Source organism: Brevundimonas olei (assembly GCF_037055245.1).
Lineage (GTDB): Bacteria > Pseudomonadota > Alphaproteobacteria > Caulobacterales > Caulobacteraceae > Brevundimonas > Brevundimonas olei.
Genome location: NZ_CP146369.1, coordinates 519,862 through 534,398, shown reverse-complemented (window position 1 = coordinate 534,398; position 14,537 = coordinate 519,862). Strand labels below are relative to the sequence as shown.

General features: G+C 69.6%; 15 protein-coding genes and 1 tRNA gene. 8 read left to right on the top strand and 8 right to left on the bottom strand.

Going from position 1 to position 14,537, the window contains the following annotated elements; translation table 11 throughout:
* Window positions 1-6 precede the first annotated feature (6 nt).
* Both V8J38_RS02530 and V8J38_RS02525 read right to left on the bottom strand, forming a co-directional pair.
* Window positions 7-786 carry a sulfite exporter TauE/SafE family protein gene (locus tag V8J38_RS02530; RefSeq protein WP_312219436.1) on the bottom strand — a complete coding sequence of 260 codons (780 nt, stop codon included), beginning with the start codon at window positions 784-786 and terminating at the stop codon, window positions 7-9.
* Window positions 787-864: 78 nt separating this feature from the next.
* Complete coding sequence (locus V8J38_RS02525; protein WP_312219437.1) at window positions 865-1,482, bottom strand: response regulator; 618 nt, start codon at window positions 1,480-1,482, stop codon at window positions 865-867.
* A gap of 198 nt (window positions 1,483-1,680) precedes the next feature.
* On the opposite strand from V8J38_RS02525, the gene prfA reads away from it, so the two are divergent.
* From prfA to V8J38_RS02495, 6 genes are all read left to right on the top strand, one after another.
* Window positions 1,681-2,748 (top strand): peptide chain release factor 1, encoded by a 1,068-nt coding sequence (gene prfA / locus V8J38_RS02520; protein ID WP_338577753.1) that lies wholly within the window; start codon window positions 1,681-1,683, stop codon window positions 2,746-2,748.
* 72 nt (window positions 2,749-2,820) lie between these two features.
* Window positions 2,821-4,035 (top strand): DNA recombination protein RmuC, encoded by a 1,215-nt coding sequence (locus V8J38_RS02515; RefSeq protein ID WP_338577752.1) that lies wholly within the window; start codon window positions 2,821-2,823, stop codon window positions 4,033-4,035.
* Window positions 4,036-4,119: 84 nt separating this feature from the next.
* Complete coding sequence (locus V8J38_RS02510) at window positions 4,120-4,557, top strand: hypothetical protein (protein WP_312219439.1); 438 nt, start codon at window positions 4,120-4,122, stop codon at window positions 4,555-4,557.
* Between the two features lie 10 nt (window positions 4,558-4,567).
* A complete protein-coding gene (locus tag V8J38_RS02505; protein ID WP_291778678.1) occupies window positions 4,568-4,765 on the top strand; it encodes a helix-turn-helix transcriptional regulator in 198 nt (65 codons plus the stop codon).
* A gap of 36 nt (window positions 4,766-4,801) precedes the next feature.
* Entirely contained in the window at window positions 4,802-5,755 is a 954-nt protein-coding gene (locus V8J38_RS02500) for a TraB/GumN family protein (protein ID WP_338577751.1), read from the top strand.
* Window positions 5,756-5,853: 98 nt separating this feature from the next.
* Window positions 5,854-5,928, top strand: a tRNA-Gly gene (locus V8J38_RS02495).
* Window positions 5,929-5,958: 30 nt separating this feature from the next.
* Here V8J38_RS02495 and ispG read toward each other — a convergent pair.
* The 4 genes from ispG to V8J38_RS02475 all read right to left on the bottom strand — a co-directional run bounded on the left by ispG (window position 5,959) and on the right by V8J38_RS02475 (window position 12,039).
* On the bottom strand, window positions 5,959-7,092 hold the full coding sequence (gene ispG / locus V8J38_RS02490) for a flavodoxin-dependent (E)-4-hydroxy-3-methylbut-2-enyl-diphosphate synthase (RefSeq protein WP_338577750.1): 1,134 nt from the start codon (window positions 7,090-7,092) through the stop codon (window positions 5,959-5,961).
* Between the two features lie 79 nt (window positions 7,093-7,171).
* Window positions 7,172-8,308, bottom strand: coding sequence for a helix-turn-helix domain-containing protein (locus V8J38_RS02485; RefSeq protein ID WP_338577749.1), 1,137 nt, complete (start codon window positions 8,306-8,308; stop codon window positions 7,172-7,174).
* Between the two features lie 98 nt (window positions 8,309-8,406).
* Window positions 8,407-10,686, bottom strand: coding sequence for a phosphoenolpyruvate--protein phosphotransferase (gene ptsP, locus V8J38_RS02480; RefSeq protein WP_291778665.1), 2,280 nt, complete (start codon window positions 10,684-10,686; stop codon window positions 8,407-8,409).
* A 63-nt stretch (window positions 10,687-10,749) separates the two neighbouring features.
* Entirely contained in the window at window positions 10,750-12,039 is a 1,290-nt protein-coding gene (locus V8J38_RS02475; protein WP_291778662.1) for an aspartate kinase, read from the bottom strand.
* A 44-nt stretch (window positions 12,040-12,083) separates the two neighbouring features.
* Here V8J38_RS02475 and ubiG point away from each other — a divergent pair, with 44 nt between their 5' ends.
* Both ubiG and V8J38_RS02465 read left to right on the top strand, forming a co-directional pair.
* Window positions 12,084-12,914: a bifunctional 2-polyprenyl-6-hydroxyphenol methylase/3-demethylubiquinol 3-O-methyltransferase UbiG gene (ubiG, locus tag V8J38_RS02470; RefSeq protein ID WP_338577747.1), complete on the top strand. Its 831-nt coding sequence runs from the start codon at window positions 12,084-12,086 to the stop codon at window positions 12,912-12,914.
* Window positions 12,911-13,456 carry an AAA family ATPase gene (locus V8J38_RS02465; protein WP_338577746.1) on the top strand — a complete coding sequence of 182 codons (546 nt, stop codon included), beginning with the start codon at window positions 12,911-12,913 and terminating at the stop codon, window positions 13,454-13,456. Before ubiG ends, V8J38_RS02465 begins: the two co-directional genes overlap by 4 nt.
* On the opposite strand, the gene V8J38_RS02460 is transcribed toward V8J38_RS02465, so the two are convergent.
* Window positions 13,443-13,976, bottom strand: coding sequence for a GNAT family N-acetyltransferase (locus V8J38_RS02460; RefSeq protein ID WP_338577745.1), 534 nt, complete (start codon window positions 13,974-13,976; stop codon window positions 13,443-13,445). The genes V8J38_RS02465 and V8J38_RS02460 overlap by 14 nt on opposite strands.
* Window positions 13,931-14,305 carry a DUF6265 family protein gene (locus V8J38_RS02455; protein ID WP_338578584.1) on the bottom strand — a complete coding sequence of 125 codons (375 nt, stop codon included), beginning with the start codon at window positions 14,303-14,305 and terminating at the stop codon, window positions 13,931-13,933. The genes V8J38_RS02460 and V8J38_RS02455 overlap by 46 nt, the downstream gene beginning before the upstream one ends.
* Window positions 14,306-14,537: the final 232 nt, after the last annotated feature.

The following is a 14,537-nucleotide window of genomic DNA, read 5'->3' as shown; positions in this document are numbered from 1 at the left end:
GCGGGTTCAGCCGATCAGCTTCAGCAGTTGGACGGCCTGGAAGGCGGCCAGGATCAGCAGCAGGACGCCGACCGCATAGGCCAGGGCCTTGCGCGGCACCTTCTTGACGATCAGGCCGGCGAAGGGAGCGGCGATCAGGCCGCCGACCACCAGGCCGCCGACGGCCGCCGCATGGTTCTGAAGCGCGCCGGCCTCTTCCCAGTGGCCGGTGACCAGGGCCCAGACGAAGGTGGCCGAGATGGCGACGGTCAGGAAGAATTCGGCCGTGTTCACCGTGCCGATCGCCTTGCGCGGCTCATGCCCGGCGCCGACCATGGTCGAGGAGACGGTCGGCCCCCAGCCGCCCCCGCCCACGGCGTCCAGAAAGCCGCCGACCAGGCCCAGCGGCGCCGTAACCCAGGCGGGCAGATGGCGCGGGCGGACGTCATGTCCGGCGCGCCACAGAATCCATACGCCGACCAGCGCCAGATAGCCGACGACGAAGGGCTTGATCACCGCCGCCTCCAATCCGGTCAGAACATAGGCGCCCAGAACTCCGCCGATCACGCCCGCCACGGCCAAAGGCGCCAGCAGCCGCCACTCGACATTCCGGTGCCAGGCGTGGCTTCCAGCCGAGGCGGCGGTGGTGAAGACCTCAGCGGCGTGGACGCTGGCCGAGGCCGTGGCCGGGGGCACGCCCAGCGCCAGCAGCACCGAGGAGGAGATGACGCCGTAGGCCATGCCCAGGGCGCCGTCGACCGCCTGAGCCAGGACGCCGACCAGCAGGAACAGGAAGAAGGTGTCCATTCAGCGCCTCGACGACGGATGTTCGGCGACCATCAGGCGCAGGTCGCGACGCGCCTGGCAATGGCTCGCGCCAGGACCTCAGGCGACCTCAAGCCTGGCGATGGCGTCCAGCACGTCGCGGCCGCTGTAGGGCTTGATGACCATGGCGGCCGCCAGTTCGGCGTTGTGCGCCGCCGCCGTCACGTCGCCGGACAGGAAGATGACCGGCACGCCCCAGCGCGATTTCAGACTGCGGGCCAGGTCGACGCCCGTCGCCTCGCCCGACAGATTGATGTCCAGCAGAGCCAGGTCGACGGGGTGAAGGGCCGTCGCCGCCTCGGCCGCCTCGGCGCTGTGGAACGGACCGACCACGCGGTGCCCGGCGGCGTCCAGAGCCTCGGTCAGGTCAGCCGCGGCGTCGGCGTCGTCCTCGACCAGCAGCACGGTCCGAGGCTCGACCTCGGCCGGCGTCGAAGCGGTCTCCGGCGGCGCCTGGCGCACCAGAACGGCGCGGACATAGGGCCAGAGTTCGACAGCGGGCCGCTCGGCGTCCAGGTCGAAGATCTTGGCCAGGGCCTTCAGTTCCTGTTCGGCGGCCGGGCTCAGCGCCGCCCCGCCCGGCGTCAGAAGCCCGTCGTAAAGGGCGCAAAGGCGCGCGACGTCGGCGCCCGGCGCAATGCCCGCCGAGACCCCCTCCGGGGGCTTTTCATGGGTCATGCCCTGTCTCCGTTTCGTTTCAGCCCGGTTAATCTGGAGTGGGAGCTAGGGCGTTTGAGGCGGTGACGAAACCGAGCTGACAAGCTTGTGACGGCTGTTCACAATCGCTCCATGCGCGCGTGTAGAGGCGTTTTTATCGACACGGCGGCGCGGCGCAGGTAAGGCTCCGCCCTCGATTTTCTCTGCAAGGACACGCCGTTGCGACTGCCACAGGCCCGGCTCGATCAGGTGCTCGACCGCTTCCATCAGGTGGAGGCCCGGATGGGCGCCGCCACGGACGGCGCCGAGATCGTACGCCTGTCCAAGGAGCACGCCGAGCTCAAGCCGGTGGCCGACGCCGTTCAGGCCCTGGCCCGCGCCCGCACGGAGGTTGACGACCTCAAGGCCATGGCCGCCGATCCGGAAATGGCGGCTCTGGCGGCCGACGAACTGGACGCCCTGACCGAGCGCCTGCCGGAGCTTGAGCGCGAGGTCGCCCTGCTGCTGGCCCCGCGCGACGCCGATGAAAACGCCTCGGCTGTGCTGGAGGTGCGCGCGGGCACGGGCGGGGACGAAGCCGCCCTGTTCGCCGGCGACCTGTTCCGCATGTATTCGCGCTACGCCTCCACGCGCGGCTGGCGGGTCGAGATCGACAGCGCCGCCGAGGGCGACGCCGGCGGCTTCAAGGAAATCATCGCCACCGTCAGCGGCGAGGGCGTCTTCGGCCGCCTGAAGTTCGAGAGCGGCGTCCACCGCGTCCAGCGCGTGCCCACGACCGAGGCGGGCGGGCGCATCCACACCTCGGCGGCGACCGTCGCTGTCCTGCCCGAGGTCGAGGACGTCGAGATCGAGATTCTCGACAAGGACATCCGCATCGACACCTACCGCTCGTCCGGCGCGGGCGGTCAGCACGTCAACAAGACCGACTCGGCGGTGCGCATCACCCACCTGCCCACCGGCATCGTCGCCACCTCGTCGGAAAAGTCGCAGCACGTGAACCGCGACAAGGCGATGAAGAACCTGCGCATCCGCCTGTACGACATGCAGCGTCAGGCCAAGGACGCCGCCCGCTCCGACGCGCGCAAGTCCCAGGTCGGCTCGGGCGACCGCTCCGAACGCATCCGCACCTACAACTTCCCGCAGGGGCGGGTGACGGATCACCGCATCGGTCTGACCCTGCACAGCCTGCCGCAGATCCTCGAGGGCGATCTCGACCCCATGCTCAACGCCCTGATCGCCGAGGACCAGGCGGCGCGGCTGGCCGATCTGGAAGCCGAACTGGGCTGAAAGCGCGCAGGCGCGTCCGCGTCTGACGCGGCCCCGCTTTAACCTGGCTCCGACTCCCGCTAGGAACGGAGCATGAACATGCTGGACATCATCCTGTTGGCCTTTGCGGCGGCCGCCGCGGGGGGCTTCCTGTGGGCCTATATGGGCTGGCAGAAGACGCGCGGCGCGCTGGACGCCGCCGACGCGCGGCTGGTCCTGATGGAGGAGAGCCGGGACTCCATGGCCGAGTTCCTCAAGGCTCAGGCCTCCCAGTCGGCCGAGGCGGTGGCGTCCAAGCTGGTCGCCCGCGCCACCGAGACCTTCCAGGCCCAGGACCGCGTCGCGCGCGAGCGGATGGAGGCTCAGCTCAAGCCGGTGTCAGAGACCCTGGCCAAGTTTCAGGAACACGTGACGGCCCTGGAGAAGGCGCGCGCCGACGAGACGGGCGGGCTGAAAGAGCAGCTCGGCCTGCTGATGGCCGCCTCCACCGCCACCCGCGACGAGGCGCGGCGCCTGACCGAGGCGCTGAAGGGCAACACCGGCCGTCGCGGCCGCTGGGGCGAGCAGACCTGCCGCAATGTGCTGGAGGCGGCGGGCATGGCCGGCCGTTTCGACTTCGAGGAACAGAACTCCTCCGCCAATGACGAGGGCCGCCAGCAGCGCCCGGACTTCATCGTGAAGTTGCCCGGCGGCGGCATGTTCGTCATCGACGCCAAGGTGTCCCTGGCCTTCGCCGACGAGGCCGACGGCGACGAGGAAGCCCAGGCCCGCGCCATGTCGCTGCGCACCGCCGCCAGCATGAAGACCCACGTGCGCCAGCTGTCGTCCAAGGCCTATCAGGACCAGTTCAAGCCCAGCCCCGACTTCGTCGCCATGTTCGTGCCGGGCGACGCCTTCCTGGCCGCCGCCCTGGACCATGAGCCGGACCTGATGACCACGGCCATGGCCTCGCGCGTGGTCATCGTCACCCCGACCACCCTGTTCGCCCTGTGCAAGGCGGTCGCCTACGGCTGGCGCGCCGAGGAGCAGACCAAGAACGCCGAGGATGTCGCCAGGCTGGGCAAGGAACTCTACAAGCGCCTGTCGGTCATGGGCGGCCACGCCGCCTCAGTCGGCAAGGCGCTGGATGCAGCGGTCAGCCGCTACAACCAGTTCGTCGGCTCGCTGGAGAGCCAGGTCATGGTCTCGGCCCGCCGCTTCGAGGACCTGAAGGTCGACCACGAGGGCAAGGAACTGCCCGAACTGAATGCGGTCGAGCAGTCGCCCCGCGCCCTCAGCCGCCCGGAGCTGCTGAACGCGCCGGAGTGATGGCGGCATGTGACAAACACGCTTGACCCTCGACGGGCAGGCTGTAAAACTCGCTTGTCAAATCAGCTCACGGCGGCGAGGCCTATGAAATCGACGAAACCACTTGGCCTGAAGGGCGTGGCGATCCTGTTCGGGGCGGTCGTGCTGATCGGCTTCGTCGGCGGCCTGACCAGCGGCTTCCTGGCCGATCGCCCTGGTTCGGCGGCGTTCTGGACGACCGTGGCCTTCACAGTCGTGATGATGGCCGCTGTCCTGGGGGTGTCCTTCTGGTGGTGGCGTCGCCTTGATGAGGCCGCGCGCGAGGCGCACAAATGGGCGTGGTACTGGGGCGGCAGCACCGGAATGCTGGTCGGCCTCGTCCTCATGCTGGTGCTGACGACGCGCCCGGCCGACATCGTCCTTCCCGCCAGCCTGGGACAGACCCCGGCCGATCTGGTGGGCGCCGGCATGATCATCACCCTGGGTTTCCAACTCGTCGGCTACGGCCTCGCCTGGGCCTGGTGGTGGCTGGGACGCCGTTGAGGGGGACGCCATGAAGAATCGCCTCAAGGTCTTGCGCGCCGAGCGCGATTGGAGCCAGGCGCACCTGGCCGAGGAACTGGGCGTGTCGCGCCAGACGGTGAATGCGCTGGAGACCGGCCGCTACGACCCCTCCCTGCCGCTGGCGTTCAAGATCGCCCGGCTGTTCCAGATGCCCATCGAATCCATCTTCATCGACGAGGAAGGCTAGCGTCTTCCTTTCCTCTTGCGCCCCTGGGAGCCTGACATGATCCATCGACTCTGGAGCCGCGCCGCCGCCTCCGTCTCCGCCGCCGCCCTGGCCGCCGTCCTGCTGGCCCCCACGACGCCCGCCCTGGCCCAGACGGCGCCCGCCGCCGCCGATCCGGCCGCCGTGGTCGCCGCTCCGGCCGGGTCCGGCCCGCGCCTGTGGGTGGTCAAGGACGAGGACTCCACCCTCTATCTGTTCGGCACTGTCCATGTGCTGAAGCCCGAGACGCCCTGGGGCAGCGCCACGCTGGACCGCGCCTTCGCCAGCGCCGACGAATACTGGTTCGAGATCGCCGATCTGAACGACGCGGCCGGCGCCGTGCCGATCATCCAGGCCAAGGGGGTCTCGCCCGATCGCCCTCTGTCCAGCCTGCTGACCGCCGAGGAACAGGCCGACCTTGACGCCGCCGCCCGCTCCATCGGCGCGACGGCCGCGCAACTGGACCCGCTGCGCCCGTGGTTCGCGGCCCTGCAGCTGGCCATGGCCAGCATCACCAAGGCCGGTTACCTGCCGCAGAACGGCGGGGACCAGGTGCTGCACGCTCGCGCCGCCGCCACCGGCAAGCCGATCAAGGGCTTCGAGACCATGCCTCAGCAGATCGGCTTCATCGCCGACATGTCGGAAGAGGCGCAACTGGCCATGCTGAGGTCGGGCCTGAAGGAGTTCGATCAGGCGCCGGAGTTCCTGGGCCGTATGGTCGGCGCCTGGTCGACCGGCGACGTCGACGGCCTGGACGTCCTGATAGGCCAGGAGATGAAGGCGGAATCGCCCGAGATGTACGAGGTCATGCTGACGCGCCGCAACACCGACTGGACCAATCAGATCGTGACCCTGCTGGAAGGCTCGGGCACGGCCTTCATCTCGGTGGGCGCCGGCCACCTGGCGGGCTCCGACAGCGTCCAGGCCATGCTGGCCAAGCGCGGCGTCGCCGTCGAGGAAGTTCGCGACTGACCCGAGGCCGTCGCCGTGCAAAAAAACGGAAGGCCCGGTTCGCCGGGCCTTTTCTTTTGCCCCGCGCCCTATATCTTCGCCGTCCGCCTTGGCGCGGCGCGGGTATAGTTCAGAGGTAGAACGTCAGCTTCCCAAGCTGAATGTCGCGAGTTCGATTCTCGCTACCCGCTCCAACACTCAGCCGGCGTTTTCCGCTTTCACGACTATTCGGCGGCCTTGCGGGCGGCGTCCAGTTCAGCGGCCTTGGCTTCCACCTGGGCGACGATCTCGTCGATCATGCCGTCATTGGCCTGCTTGTGGGCGATCTTGCCGTTCAGATAGACCATGCCCGCGCCCTTGCCGCCGCCGGTGAAGCCGACGTCGGTGTAGAGGGCCTCGCCCGGTCCGTTGACCACGCAGCCGATGATCGACAGCGACATGGCCGTCGAGATGTGCGCCAGCCGCTCCTCCAGAATCCCCACCGTCTCGATGACGTTGAAGCCCTGACGGGCGCAGGACGGACAGGCGATGATGTTCACCCCCCGGTGACGCAGGCCCAGGGACTTCAGGATGTCGAAGCCGACCTTGATCTCCTCGACCGGATCAGCCGCCAGGGACACGCGGATGGTGTCGCCGATGCCCGCCCACAGCATGTTCCCCATGCCGATGGCCGACTTGATGGTGCCGGTGCGCAAGGGACCGGCCTCGGTCACGCCCAGGTGCAGCGGACAGTCGATCGCCTCGGCCAGCTGTTGATAGGCGGCGACCGTCAGGAAGGGATCGGAGGCCTTCACCGAAATCTTGAATTCGTGGAAGTCGAGGTCCTGCAGGATGCGGGCGTGGTTCAGCGCGCTCTCGACCATGGCGTCGGGACAGGGCTCGCCGTACCTCTCCAGCAACTCCTTCTCGAGGCTGCCGGCGTTGACGCCGATCCGCATGGAGCAGCCGTGGTCGCGAGCGGCCTGGACGACTTCCTTCACCCGCTCGATCGAGCCGATGTTGCCGGGGTTGATGCGAAGGCAAGCGGCGCCCGCCTGGGCCGCCTCGATGCCGCGTTTGTAGTGAAAGTGGATGTCGGCCACGAGCGGGACGCGAGCTTCGCGCGCGATGGTGCGGAAGGCCGCCGTCGACTCCTCATCCGGGCAGGAGACGCGGACGATGTCGGCCCCGGCCTCCTCCAGCTGACGGATCTGCTCCAGCGTCGCCGCCGCATCGGCGGTCGGCCTATTGGTCATCGACTGGACGCTGATCGGCGCACCCCCGCCGACAGGAACGGAGCCGACCATGATCTGGCGGCTCTTGCGGCGCTCGATGTGACGCCAGGGACGGATGTGGCCGAGTTCGGAATGGTCGCTCATGACGCCGGGAACATAGGACAGGAAGAACGGCAAAACCACGACAGGCGGCGAAAGATCGCGCCTTGGCCGGCAGAGAGGGTCAGGCGGCCGGCGGAGGAGCGGCGGTCGCCGGCGCAGGCTGATACGGCTGCGGCCCCGTCGTCGCTCTCGCAGCCGCAGCGGCGGCCGCAGCGGCCTGAGCCGCGCGGGCGCGGGCCTCGACGGCGGCGGCGGCGCGGGCCTCGGACTCGCGCGCGGCGGCCTGGGCGCGGTTGTTGAGCGTGCCGAGCGGCGACTGGGGCGCGGGCAGCACGCCGCCGTGCTCGCCGTTCAGATAGACGTCGAAGGCCTCTGGATCAGGCGTGTCGATGGTGGCCGACAGGCTCGGCGGCGCACGCCAGGCTTCGCCCGCCGCCAGCTGACGCGCGAACAGGATGCGGCCGTCGCCCTGGCGGATGACCAGGATGGCGGGCTTGCGGGCCTGAAGGGTCACCTGCGACACCGTGGCCGAGGCGCCGTAGATGGCGCCGCGCGGGTTGAAGGCAGCCTGGACCGGCGGGGCGGGCGGCGGGACGGCGTTGGGGTCGTCCGGATCGACGCCCGTCAGCTGCGCCTCCAGACCCGGCGTGACGTACATGGCCGGCGTGGTCTGGTCCGGCGGAGCGGCCCGGGGCGCGCCGAGATAGAGGGCCCGGTCCCGTTGGCGGTCGGCCTGCTCGGCCCAGTCCTCGGGCACGGCGACCAGATCGGAAGGGTGCGGCGCCTCGATGCGGTTGATGCGCTGGAAGACGTTCCAGCCGATCACCACCGCCAGGAAGACGCCGATCACGCCCAGGATCTTGGGCGAGTTCTGACGCATCTGCTGCAGGGCGGCGCCCGTCGGCGGCTGCAGCGGCACGGCCGCGTCGGGGTACTCCTGCTTGAACCGTTCGACGGCGTTCAGCTCGTCCAGACCCAGGGCGCCCGCATAGGCGCGCACATAGCCCATGGAGAAGATACGCGACGGCAGGACTGCATACTCGCCCTGCTCCAGCGCCGTCAGGAAGCGCGTGTGCACCCGCGTCATGGTCGACAGCTGGGCCAGCGACAGTCCCGAGGCCAGGCGCGCGGCGCGCAGGGAGGCGCCCAGGGAATCATCCGAGGGATCGTCCGACGCCGCCTGGGGCGTCGGCTCAGGGGTCTGATCCAGCGTCGCGTCGGCGTCGAAGTCGAACGCGGCTTGCCGATCCTGGTCCATAGGGTCGGGGTTCCGTCACGCCGGGCGCCCGTGCGCCCGTCATCCCCGCTTAGACGAGGCGAAGAGCGCGGGCAACGCGCGAAAGCGGCAGCGCTTGTTCAGACTTCGACGTTCAGCTTGCGCGCCAGCGACTCAATCTCGCCGCGTACCGACCCGGCCGAGGAGCCCAGCAGGACGTTCATCCCCCGCCGCGCCGCGTTCAGATCGGCCGACAGGATCATGCGCTTGACCGGGCCCACCCCTCCCGCTGGGGCGGACAGGCGATTGTAGCCCAGGGTGATCAGGGCGAAGGCCTCCAGCGGGCGGCCCGCCAGTTCCCCACACACGGAGACGGGCGTGGCGCTGTCGGCGCACTTCTGCTGGATCTCGGCCAGCGCCCGCAGGGCGGGCGGCGACAGGGGATCATAGCGGTCCGACACGCGGGGGTTCGTCCGGTCGGCGGCGAACATATACTGCAGCAGGTCGTTGGTGCCGATGGAGACGAAGTCGGTCAGCGGCAGCAGGGCGTCCAGGTGCCACAGCAGGCTGGGGCATTCGATCATGGCCCCGACACGCAGCAGGGACGGCAGGGGCCGACCCCGGCGCCGCGCCCAGTCGCACTCGACATCGACCAGTTCGCGGGCGGCCCGGAACTCGTCCACCGTGGCGATCATCGGGAACATGACCCGCAGCTCGCGCCCGGCGGCGGCGCTGAGCAGGGCGCGCAGCTGCATCCGCAGCAGGGCCGGACGATCCAGGCCCAGACGGATGGCGCGACGGCCGAGCGCCGGGTTCTCCTCCCGCTCGTTGTCGAGATAGGGCAGCACCTTGTCGCCGCCGATGTCGAGCGTGCGGAAGGTGACGGGCCGGTCGCCCGCCGCGTCGAGCACCAGTTTGTAGAGCGCCGTCTGGGCGTCCAGGCGCGGCAACTCGTCCGAGACCATGAACTGGAACTCGGTGCGGAACAGGCCGATGCCCTCGGCCCCCGTAGCGTCCAGATTCTCCAGATCCACCGCCAGGCCGGCGTTGGTCAGCAGCATGATGCGCTTGCCGTCCTTCGTAACCGCCGGCGTGTCGCGCAGTTGGTCGAACTCGGCGCGTCTCTGCTCGCGCACGGCCATGCGGCTCTCGACCGCCGCCAGCATGTCGGGGCGGGGGCGCAGGTAGGCCTCGCCCGTCTCGCCGTCGACGATGACCTGATCGCCCTCGGTCAGGCGGTCGCGCAGCCCCTGCAGGCGGCCGACGCAAGGAATCTGAAGGGCGCGGGCGACGATGGCGGCGTGGCTGGCGGCCGACCCTTCCTCGAGCAGCAGGCCGCGCAGCCGGTCGCGCGGATATTCCAGCAGATCCGCCGGGCCCAGGTTCTTGGCCACCAGGATGGCGTCGTCGGGCAGGTCGCGCTGGCCCGGATGGTCGCCCGCCATCAGCCGCAGCAGGCGGTTGGCTAGGTCCTCGAAGTCGTGCAGCCGCTCACGGATATAGGGGTCGCGGGCGTTGGCGAAGCGGGCGCGATGCTCGTTGCGGACGCGGTCCACGGCGGCCTCGGCCGTCAGGCCTGAGCGCACAGCCTCCTCCAGCGACCGGTTCCAGCCCCGGTCGTCGGCGAACATGCGATAGGTCTCCAGCACCTCGTAAGGGGTGCCGCCCAGCTTGCCCTGGCTGCCCTCCAGCAGTGCGTCGATACTGGTGCGCAGCCGCTCCAGCGCATCCTTCAGCCGCGCCTCCTCGGCGGCGGGGTCGTCGGCCAGAAGCTGTTCGGGCGCGATCGGCGCCTCATGCAGCACGGCCTGGCCGAACGACAACCCTTCCGCGAACTTCTGCCCTTTCAGCCGTTCGGGGCGGTGGGGCGCCACCTCGACGTCGCGAAGCTCCTCCAGCGCCAGAAGCTCGCCCGAGGCCACCGTCTCGGCCAGAACCATGGCGATGGTCTGGATGTCCTCGACCTCTTCCTCGTCATAGCGACGGGCGGCGCGGTTCTGGACGACCAGGACGCCGATGGCCCGGCCGCCGCGCAGCAGGGGCGCGCCGAGGAAGGCGTGATAGGGGTCTTCGCCGGTTTCGGGCCGGTAGGAGAAGCTGGGATGCGACTGGGCGTCCGACAGGCTGAGCGGCGCGGCGGTGCGGGCCACCTCGCCGACCAGACCCTCGCCCGGGCGCAGGCGGGTGTTGTGGACGGCGTCGGGGTTCAAACCCTCGGTGGCGAACAGTTCGAGCTCGCCCGAGGCGCGCCGCAGATAGATGGAGCAGACCTCGGCCACCATGGAGCGGGCGATGATCCGCACCACCATGTTCAGTCGATCTTGGGCCGGCGCGCCGCCGCCGGCGCCGGCCAGAGCCTCGCGGATCTGACGCAGCAGGAGGCGAGGCCCCCTCGCCGTCACTGACCCGCCCTTGACCATGGTCTCTCCCGCCTTGCCGCCCTCTGGCCTTCAGTTCCCAGATAGGGGGGCGATTCCGTTATCCTAGTCTTCCGCGTCCAGTCCGTAGGCCGCGTGCAGCGCCCGAACCGCCAGCTCGGCGTAATCGGAGTCGATCAGGACGCTGATCTTGATCTCCGAGGTCGAGATGGCCTGAAACTTCACGCCCTTGTCGGCCAGGGCGCGGAACATGGTCTGGGCCACGCCCGCGTGGCTTCTCATGCCCACGCCGATCACCGAGACCTTGGCCACGTCGTCATCGACGCGGATTTCCTCAAAGCCGATATCGGCCTTGGCCGCGCTCATCAGATCGGCGGCGCGACGGGCGTCGCGGCGGCCGGTCGTGAAGGTCAGGTTGACCGCGCCTTCGGTGCGGGCCTGGCTCTGCACGATCATGTCGACATTGACCTCGGCCTCGGCCAGGCGGGTGAAGACGTCGGCCGGAGCGTCCGTCCGGTCCGACAGGCCCAACAGCGTGATCCGGGCTTCGTCCCGGCTCATGGTCACGCCGGAAACGATGCGCTTTTCCACGATCTCATCCTCGTCGCAAATCAGGGTGCCGGCGTGTTGCGGCAGAATTCCGTTTTCGTCCGGTTCGATAAAGCTGGACAGGACGCGCACCGGCACGCGCTTGTGCATGGCCAGCTCGACCGAGCGGGTCTGCAGCACCTTGGCGCCGAGCGACGCCATCTCCAGCATTTCTTCGTAGGACACCTTCTCCAGGCGCCGGGCGCGGCTCTGGATGCGCGGGTCGGTCGTATAGACGCCGTCCACGTCGGTATAGATATCGCACGGCGCGCCCAGGGCCGCCGCCACGGCCACGGCCGAGGTGTCCGACCCGCCGCGGCCCAGGGTGGTGATGCGCCCGTCGCGGGTCACGCCCTGGAAGCCCGGCACGATGGCGATCTCGCCGGCGTCGACGGCGGCCCCCAGCGCATCGCCCGGCACCTCCTCGATACGGGCGCGGCCGTGGGCGTCGTCGGTCAGGATCGGAATCTGCCAACCCATCCAGCTGCGCGCCTTCAGGCCCATGTTGCGCAGGGTCAGGGCCAGCAGGCCCGAGGTCACCTGCTCGCCCGAGGCGACCACCACGTCGTATTCATCGTCCGACAGGGCGCCGTCGCCGTACAGACCCGGCGCCGCAGCGCCCACGCCGTCGGTCCAGGCGACCAGCTCATTGGTCTTGCCCGCCATGGCCGAGACGACCACGGCCACCTTCTTGCCTCTGGCGGCTTCGGCGGCGACGATGCGCGCCGCGCGACGGATGCGTTCAAGGTCGGCCATGGACGTGCCGCCGAACTTCATCACCAACCGGTTCGTGTCGGCCCGCGTCATCCTGGCGTCTGATCCCCTGCTTGCATGGCGGGCGAAGGCGGTCCATGCCTCTGCCCATGCCCGCTTCTAACGACAGCCTCGATCCGCGCAAACCCCAAAGCGAAGAGGGCTTTTCACCCTTTGCAACCGATCGTGCCGAAGGGCCCAGCATCGACCCGGCCGACGTGGCGCGCTTTTCGGCCCAAGCGGCCGAGTGGTGGGATCCCAAGGGCCCTTTCGCCCCCCTGCACCGCTTCAATCCGGCGCGGCTGAAATTCGTGCGCGATCGGGCGGCGGAGCACTTTGATCGCGACGTGAAGGCGCGCGCGCCCTTCGACGGACTCAGCCTGATCGACATCGGCTGCGGCGGCGGCCTGATCGCCGAGCCGATGCGGCGCATGGGCTTTGAGGTCACGGCCATCGACGCCTCGTCCGAGAACATCGGCACCGCCCGCGCCCACGCCGAACAGGTGGGACTAGACATCGCCTATCGCGCCGCCACGGTGGAGCAGATGGTCGAAGCGGGCGCCGGGCCGTTCGACGTGGTGCTGACGATGGAGGTGATCGAACACGTCGCCGATCCGGAAGCCTTCATCCGCGCCTGCTCGAAACTAATCAAGCCGGGCGGCCTGATGATCGTCGCCACCCTGAACCGCACGCTGAAGGGCCTGCTGCTGGGCAAGGTCGCGGCGGAATATGTGCTGCGCTGGGTGCCGGCGGGCACCCACGACTGGCGCCAGTTCCTCAAGCCCGATGAACTGCGCACCATGCTGGACGGCGAGCCCCTGACCGTCACCGGCCCCTATGGACTGGCCTATGACCCGCTGAACGACCGCTGGAGCGAGGGCGACGACGTGGGCATCAACTACATGATGATGGCGACCCGCGACGCATGAACGGCCCACGCCGCATCGTCCTGACCGGCGGTCCCGGCTCGGGCAAGACCTCCCTGCTGGAAGCGCTGTCCGCGGCGGGCCATGCGACCTCGCCCGAGGCCGGGCGCGCCATCATCCGCCGCCAGCAGACGATCGACGGCGAGGCCCTGCCGTGGAAGGACCGGGCCCTGTTCGCCGAGCTGATGCTGGATCGCGAGCTTGAGGCTCACACCGGCGCCGAGGGCGCCGCCGGGCCCGTCTTCTTCGACCGCGGCGTTCCGGACGTGGTCGGTTATCTGACCCTGTGCGGCCTGCCGGTCCCGGCCCATGTGGAGCGGGCGGCGCAGGACATCCGCTATGACCGGCGCGTCTTCATCGCCCCGGTCTGGCCCGAGATCTTCGGCCAGGACGCCGAGCGCAAACAGGATCTGGACGAGGCCCGCCGCACCTTCGACGCCATGGCCGAGACCTATCCGCGCTTCGGCTATGAACTGATCGAGCTGCCCCAGGCGCCCGTCGCCGAGCGCCTCGCCTTCGTGCTGAAGACGCTTACAGCGGCCTGACCATATAGCGGGCGTCGTCGCCGTAGCTGGCCAGCTTCTCGGCCATGCCCGGCGGGTTCTGGATCTCGAAGCCGTTGCGCGCCCAGAAGCTGGATGCGTCATTGACCGCCACCAGGGCGACCGCCGGCCAGCCCGCCGTCTTGGCCTGCTCCGCCAGACGCTCGACCACCGGCCGGGTGTGGCCGCCGCCGCGCGTGTCGGGGTGCAGGGCCAGGTCGTGCAGATAGACGACCTCGGCCTCGGCCGGGATGGCGTCGATCAGCACGTTCAGCGCCGGGGCGGCGTTCCGCACCCACGGATAGGCGACCAGATAGCCCATCACCGGCCCGTCCTCGGCGGCCAGGACGAAGCAGCCCTCAGGGTGGAGTTCCAGACGGTTGGCGAAGCAGGCGCGCTCTTCCGGATGATCGGGGAAGGACAGCTGAGCCACCGCGACCACGCCGTCGAGATCGTCCGCCGTCATCGGCCGCCAGGTCAGAGGGGACAGCGGGCGTTCAGCTCCGCCCTGTTGAATCGCCATTGCACGCTCCGGTTCTCGTCGTCGTCCGCCCCTTCGATCCGGGCGGTCAGCACATCCCCCGCGCGGTCATAGATGATGCGGTGCGGAAAGTCGTTGTCCGGATTGGCGAAAACCGCCCGCTGCAGGCCGCTGTCAATCAGGCGGAAGGGGGTCGCGGGCGCGCCGCCCGGCTGAGCGAAATAGGCCAGGCCGCCGTCCTTCACGGGGGCGATGCGGGCGCTCTCGAAGCCGCTGCGGCCATTGCGCACAGTGACTGAGTGGCCGACGATCAGCCCCGCACGCGGGTCGCTCCAGGTCTCGGACGCCTCGCGCCCGCCGGAACAGTCCAGCCAATAGCCCGCCAGCCACGACAGATCGGGCGCAGGCGCGGCGCTCGGCCGGGCTCAAAGGCGGCGCCTCATGATCGTCCTCGGCGGCGGCGACCTGGGTGCGGACGGCGGGATCGATGCGCCAGTCGCCCGCCCGGCGCTGTTCCTCCAGCCAGGCGCCCAGGGCAGCGGCCTGCCCCGCCGGATCGCCGGACGGCGCCGTGAAACCGCCCAGCCGCGCCACGAGGTCCAG

Coding starts and splice junctions, on each gene's coding strand:
- V8J38_RS02530 (WP_312219436.1), bottom strand. CDS start 786: ATGGACACCTTCTTCCTGTTCCTGCTGGTCGGCGTCCTGGCTCAGGCG.
- V8J38_RS02525 (WP_312219437.1), bottom strand. CDS start 1,482: ATGACCCATGAAAAGCCCCCGGAGGGGGTCTCGGCGGGCATTGCGCCG.
- V8J38_RS02515 (WP_338577752.1), top strand. CDS start 2,821: ATGAACATGCTGGACATCATCCTGTTGGCCTTTGCGGCGGCCGCCGCG.
- V8J38_RS02510 (WP_312219439.1), top strand. CDS start 4,120: ATGAAATCGACGAAACCACTTGGCCTGAAGGGCGTGGCGATCCTGTTC.
- V8J38_RS02505 (WP_291778678.1), top strand. CDS start 4,568: ATGAAGAATCGCCTCAAGGTCTTGCGCGCCGAGCGCGATTGGAGCCAG.
- V8J38_RS02500 (WP_338577751.1), top strand. CDS start 4,802: ATGATCCATCGACTCTGGAGCCGCGCCGCCGCCTCCGTCTCCGCCGCC.
- ispG (WP_338577750.1), bottom strand. CDS start 7,092: ATGAGCGACCATTCCGAACTCGGCCACATCCGTCCCTGGCGTCACATC.
- V8J38_RS02485 (WP_338577749.1), bottom strand. CDS start 8,308: ATGGACCAGGATCGGCAAGCCGCGTTCGACTTCGACGCCGACGCGACG.
- ptsP (WP_291778665.1), bottom strand. CDS start 10,686: ATGGTCAAGGGCGGGTCAGTGACGGCGAGGGGGCCTCGCCTCCTGCTG.
- V8J38_RS02475 (WP_291778662.1), bottom strand. CDS start 12,039: ATGACGCGGGCCGACACGAACCGGTTGGTGATGAAGTTCGGCGGCACG.
- ubiG (WP_338577747.1), top strand. CDS start 12,084: ATGCCTCTGCCCATGCCCGCTTCTAACGACAGCCTCGATCCGCGCAAA.
- V8J38_RS02465 (WP_338577746.1), top strand. CDS start 12,911: ATGAACGGCCCACGCCGCATCGTCCTGACCGGCGGTCCCGGCTCGGGC.
- V8J38_RS02460 (WP_338577745.1), bottom strand. CDS start 13,976: ATGGCGATTCAACAGGGCGGAGCTGAACGCCCGCTGTCCCCTCTGACC.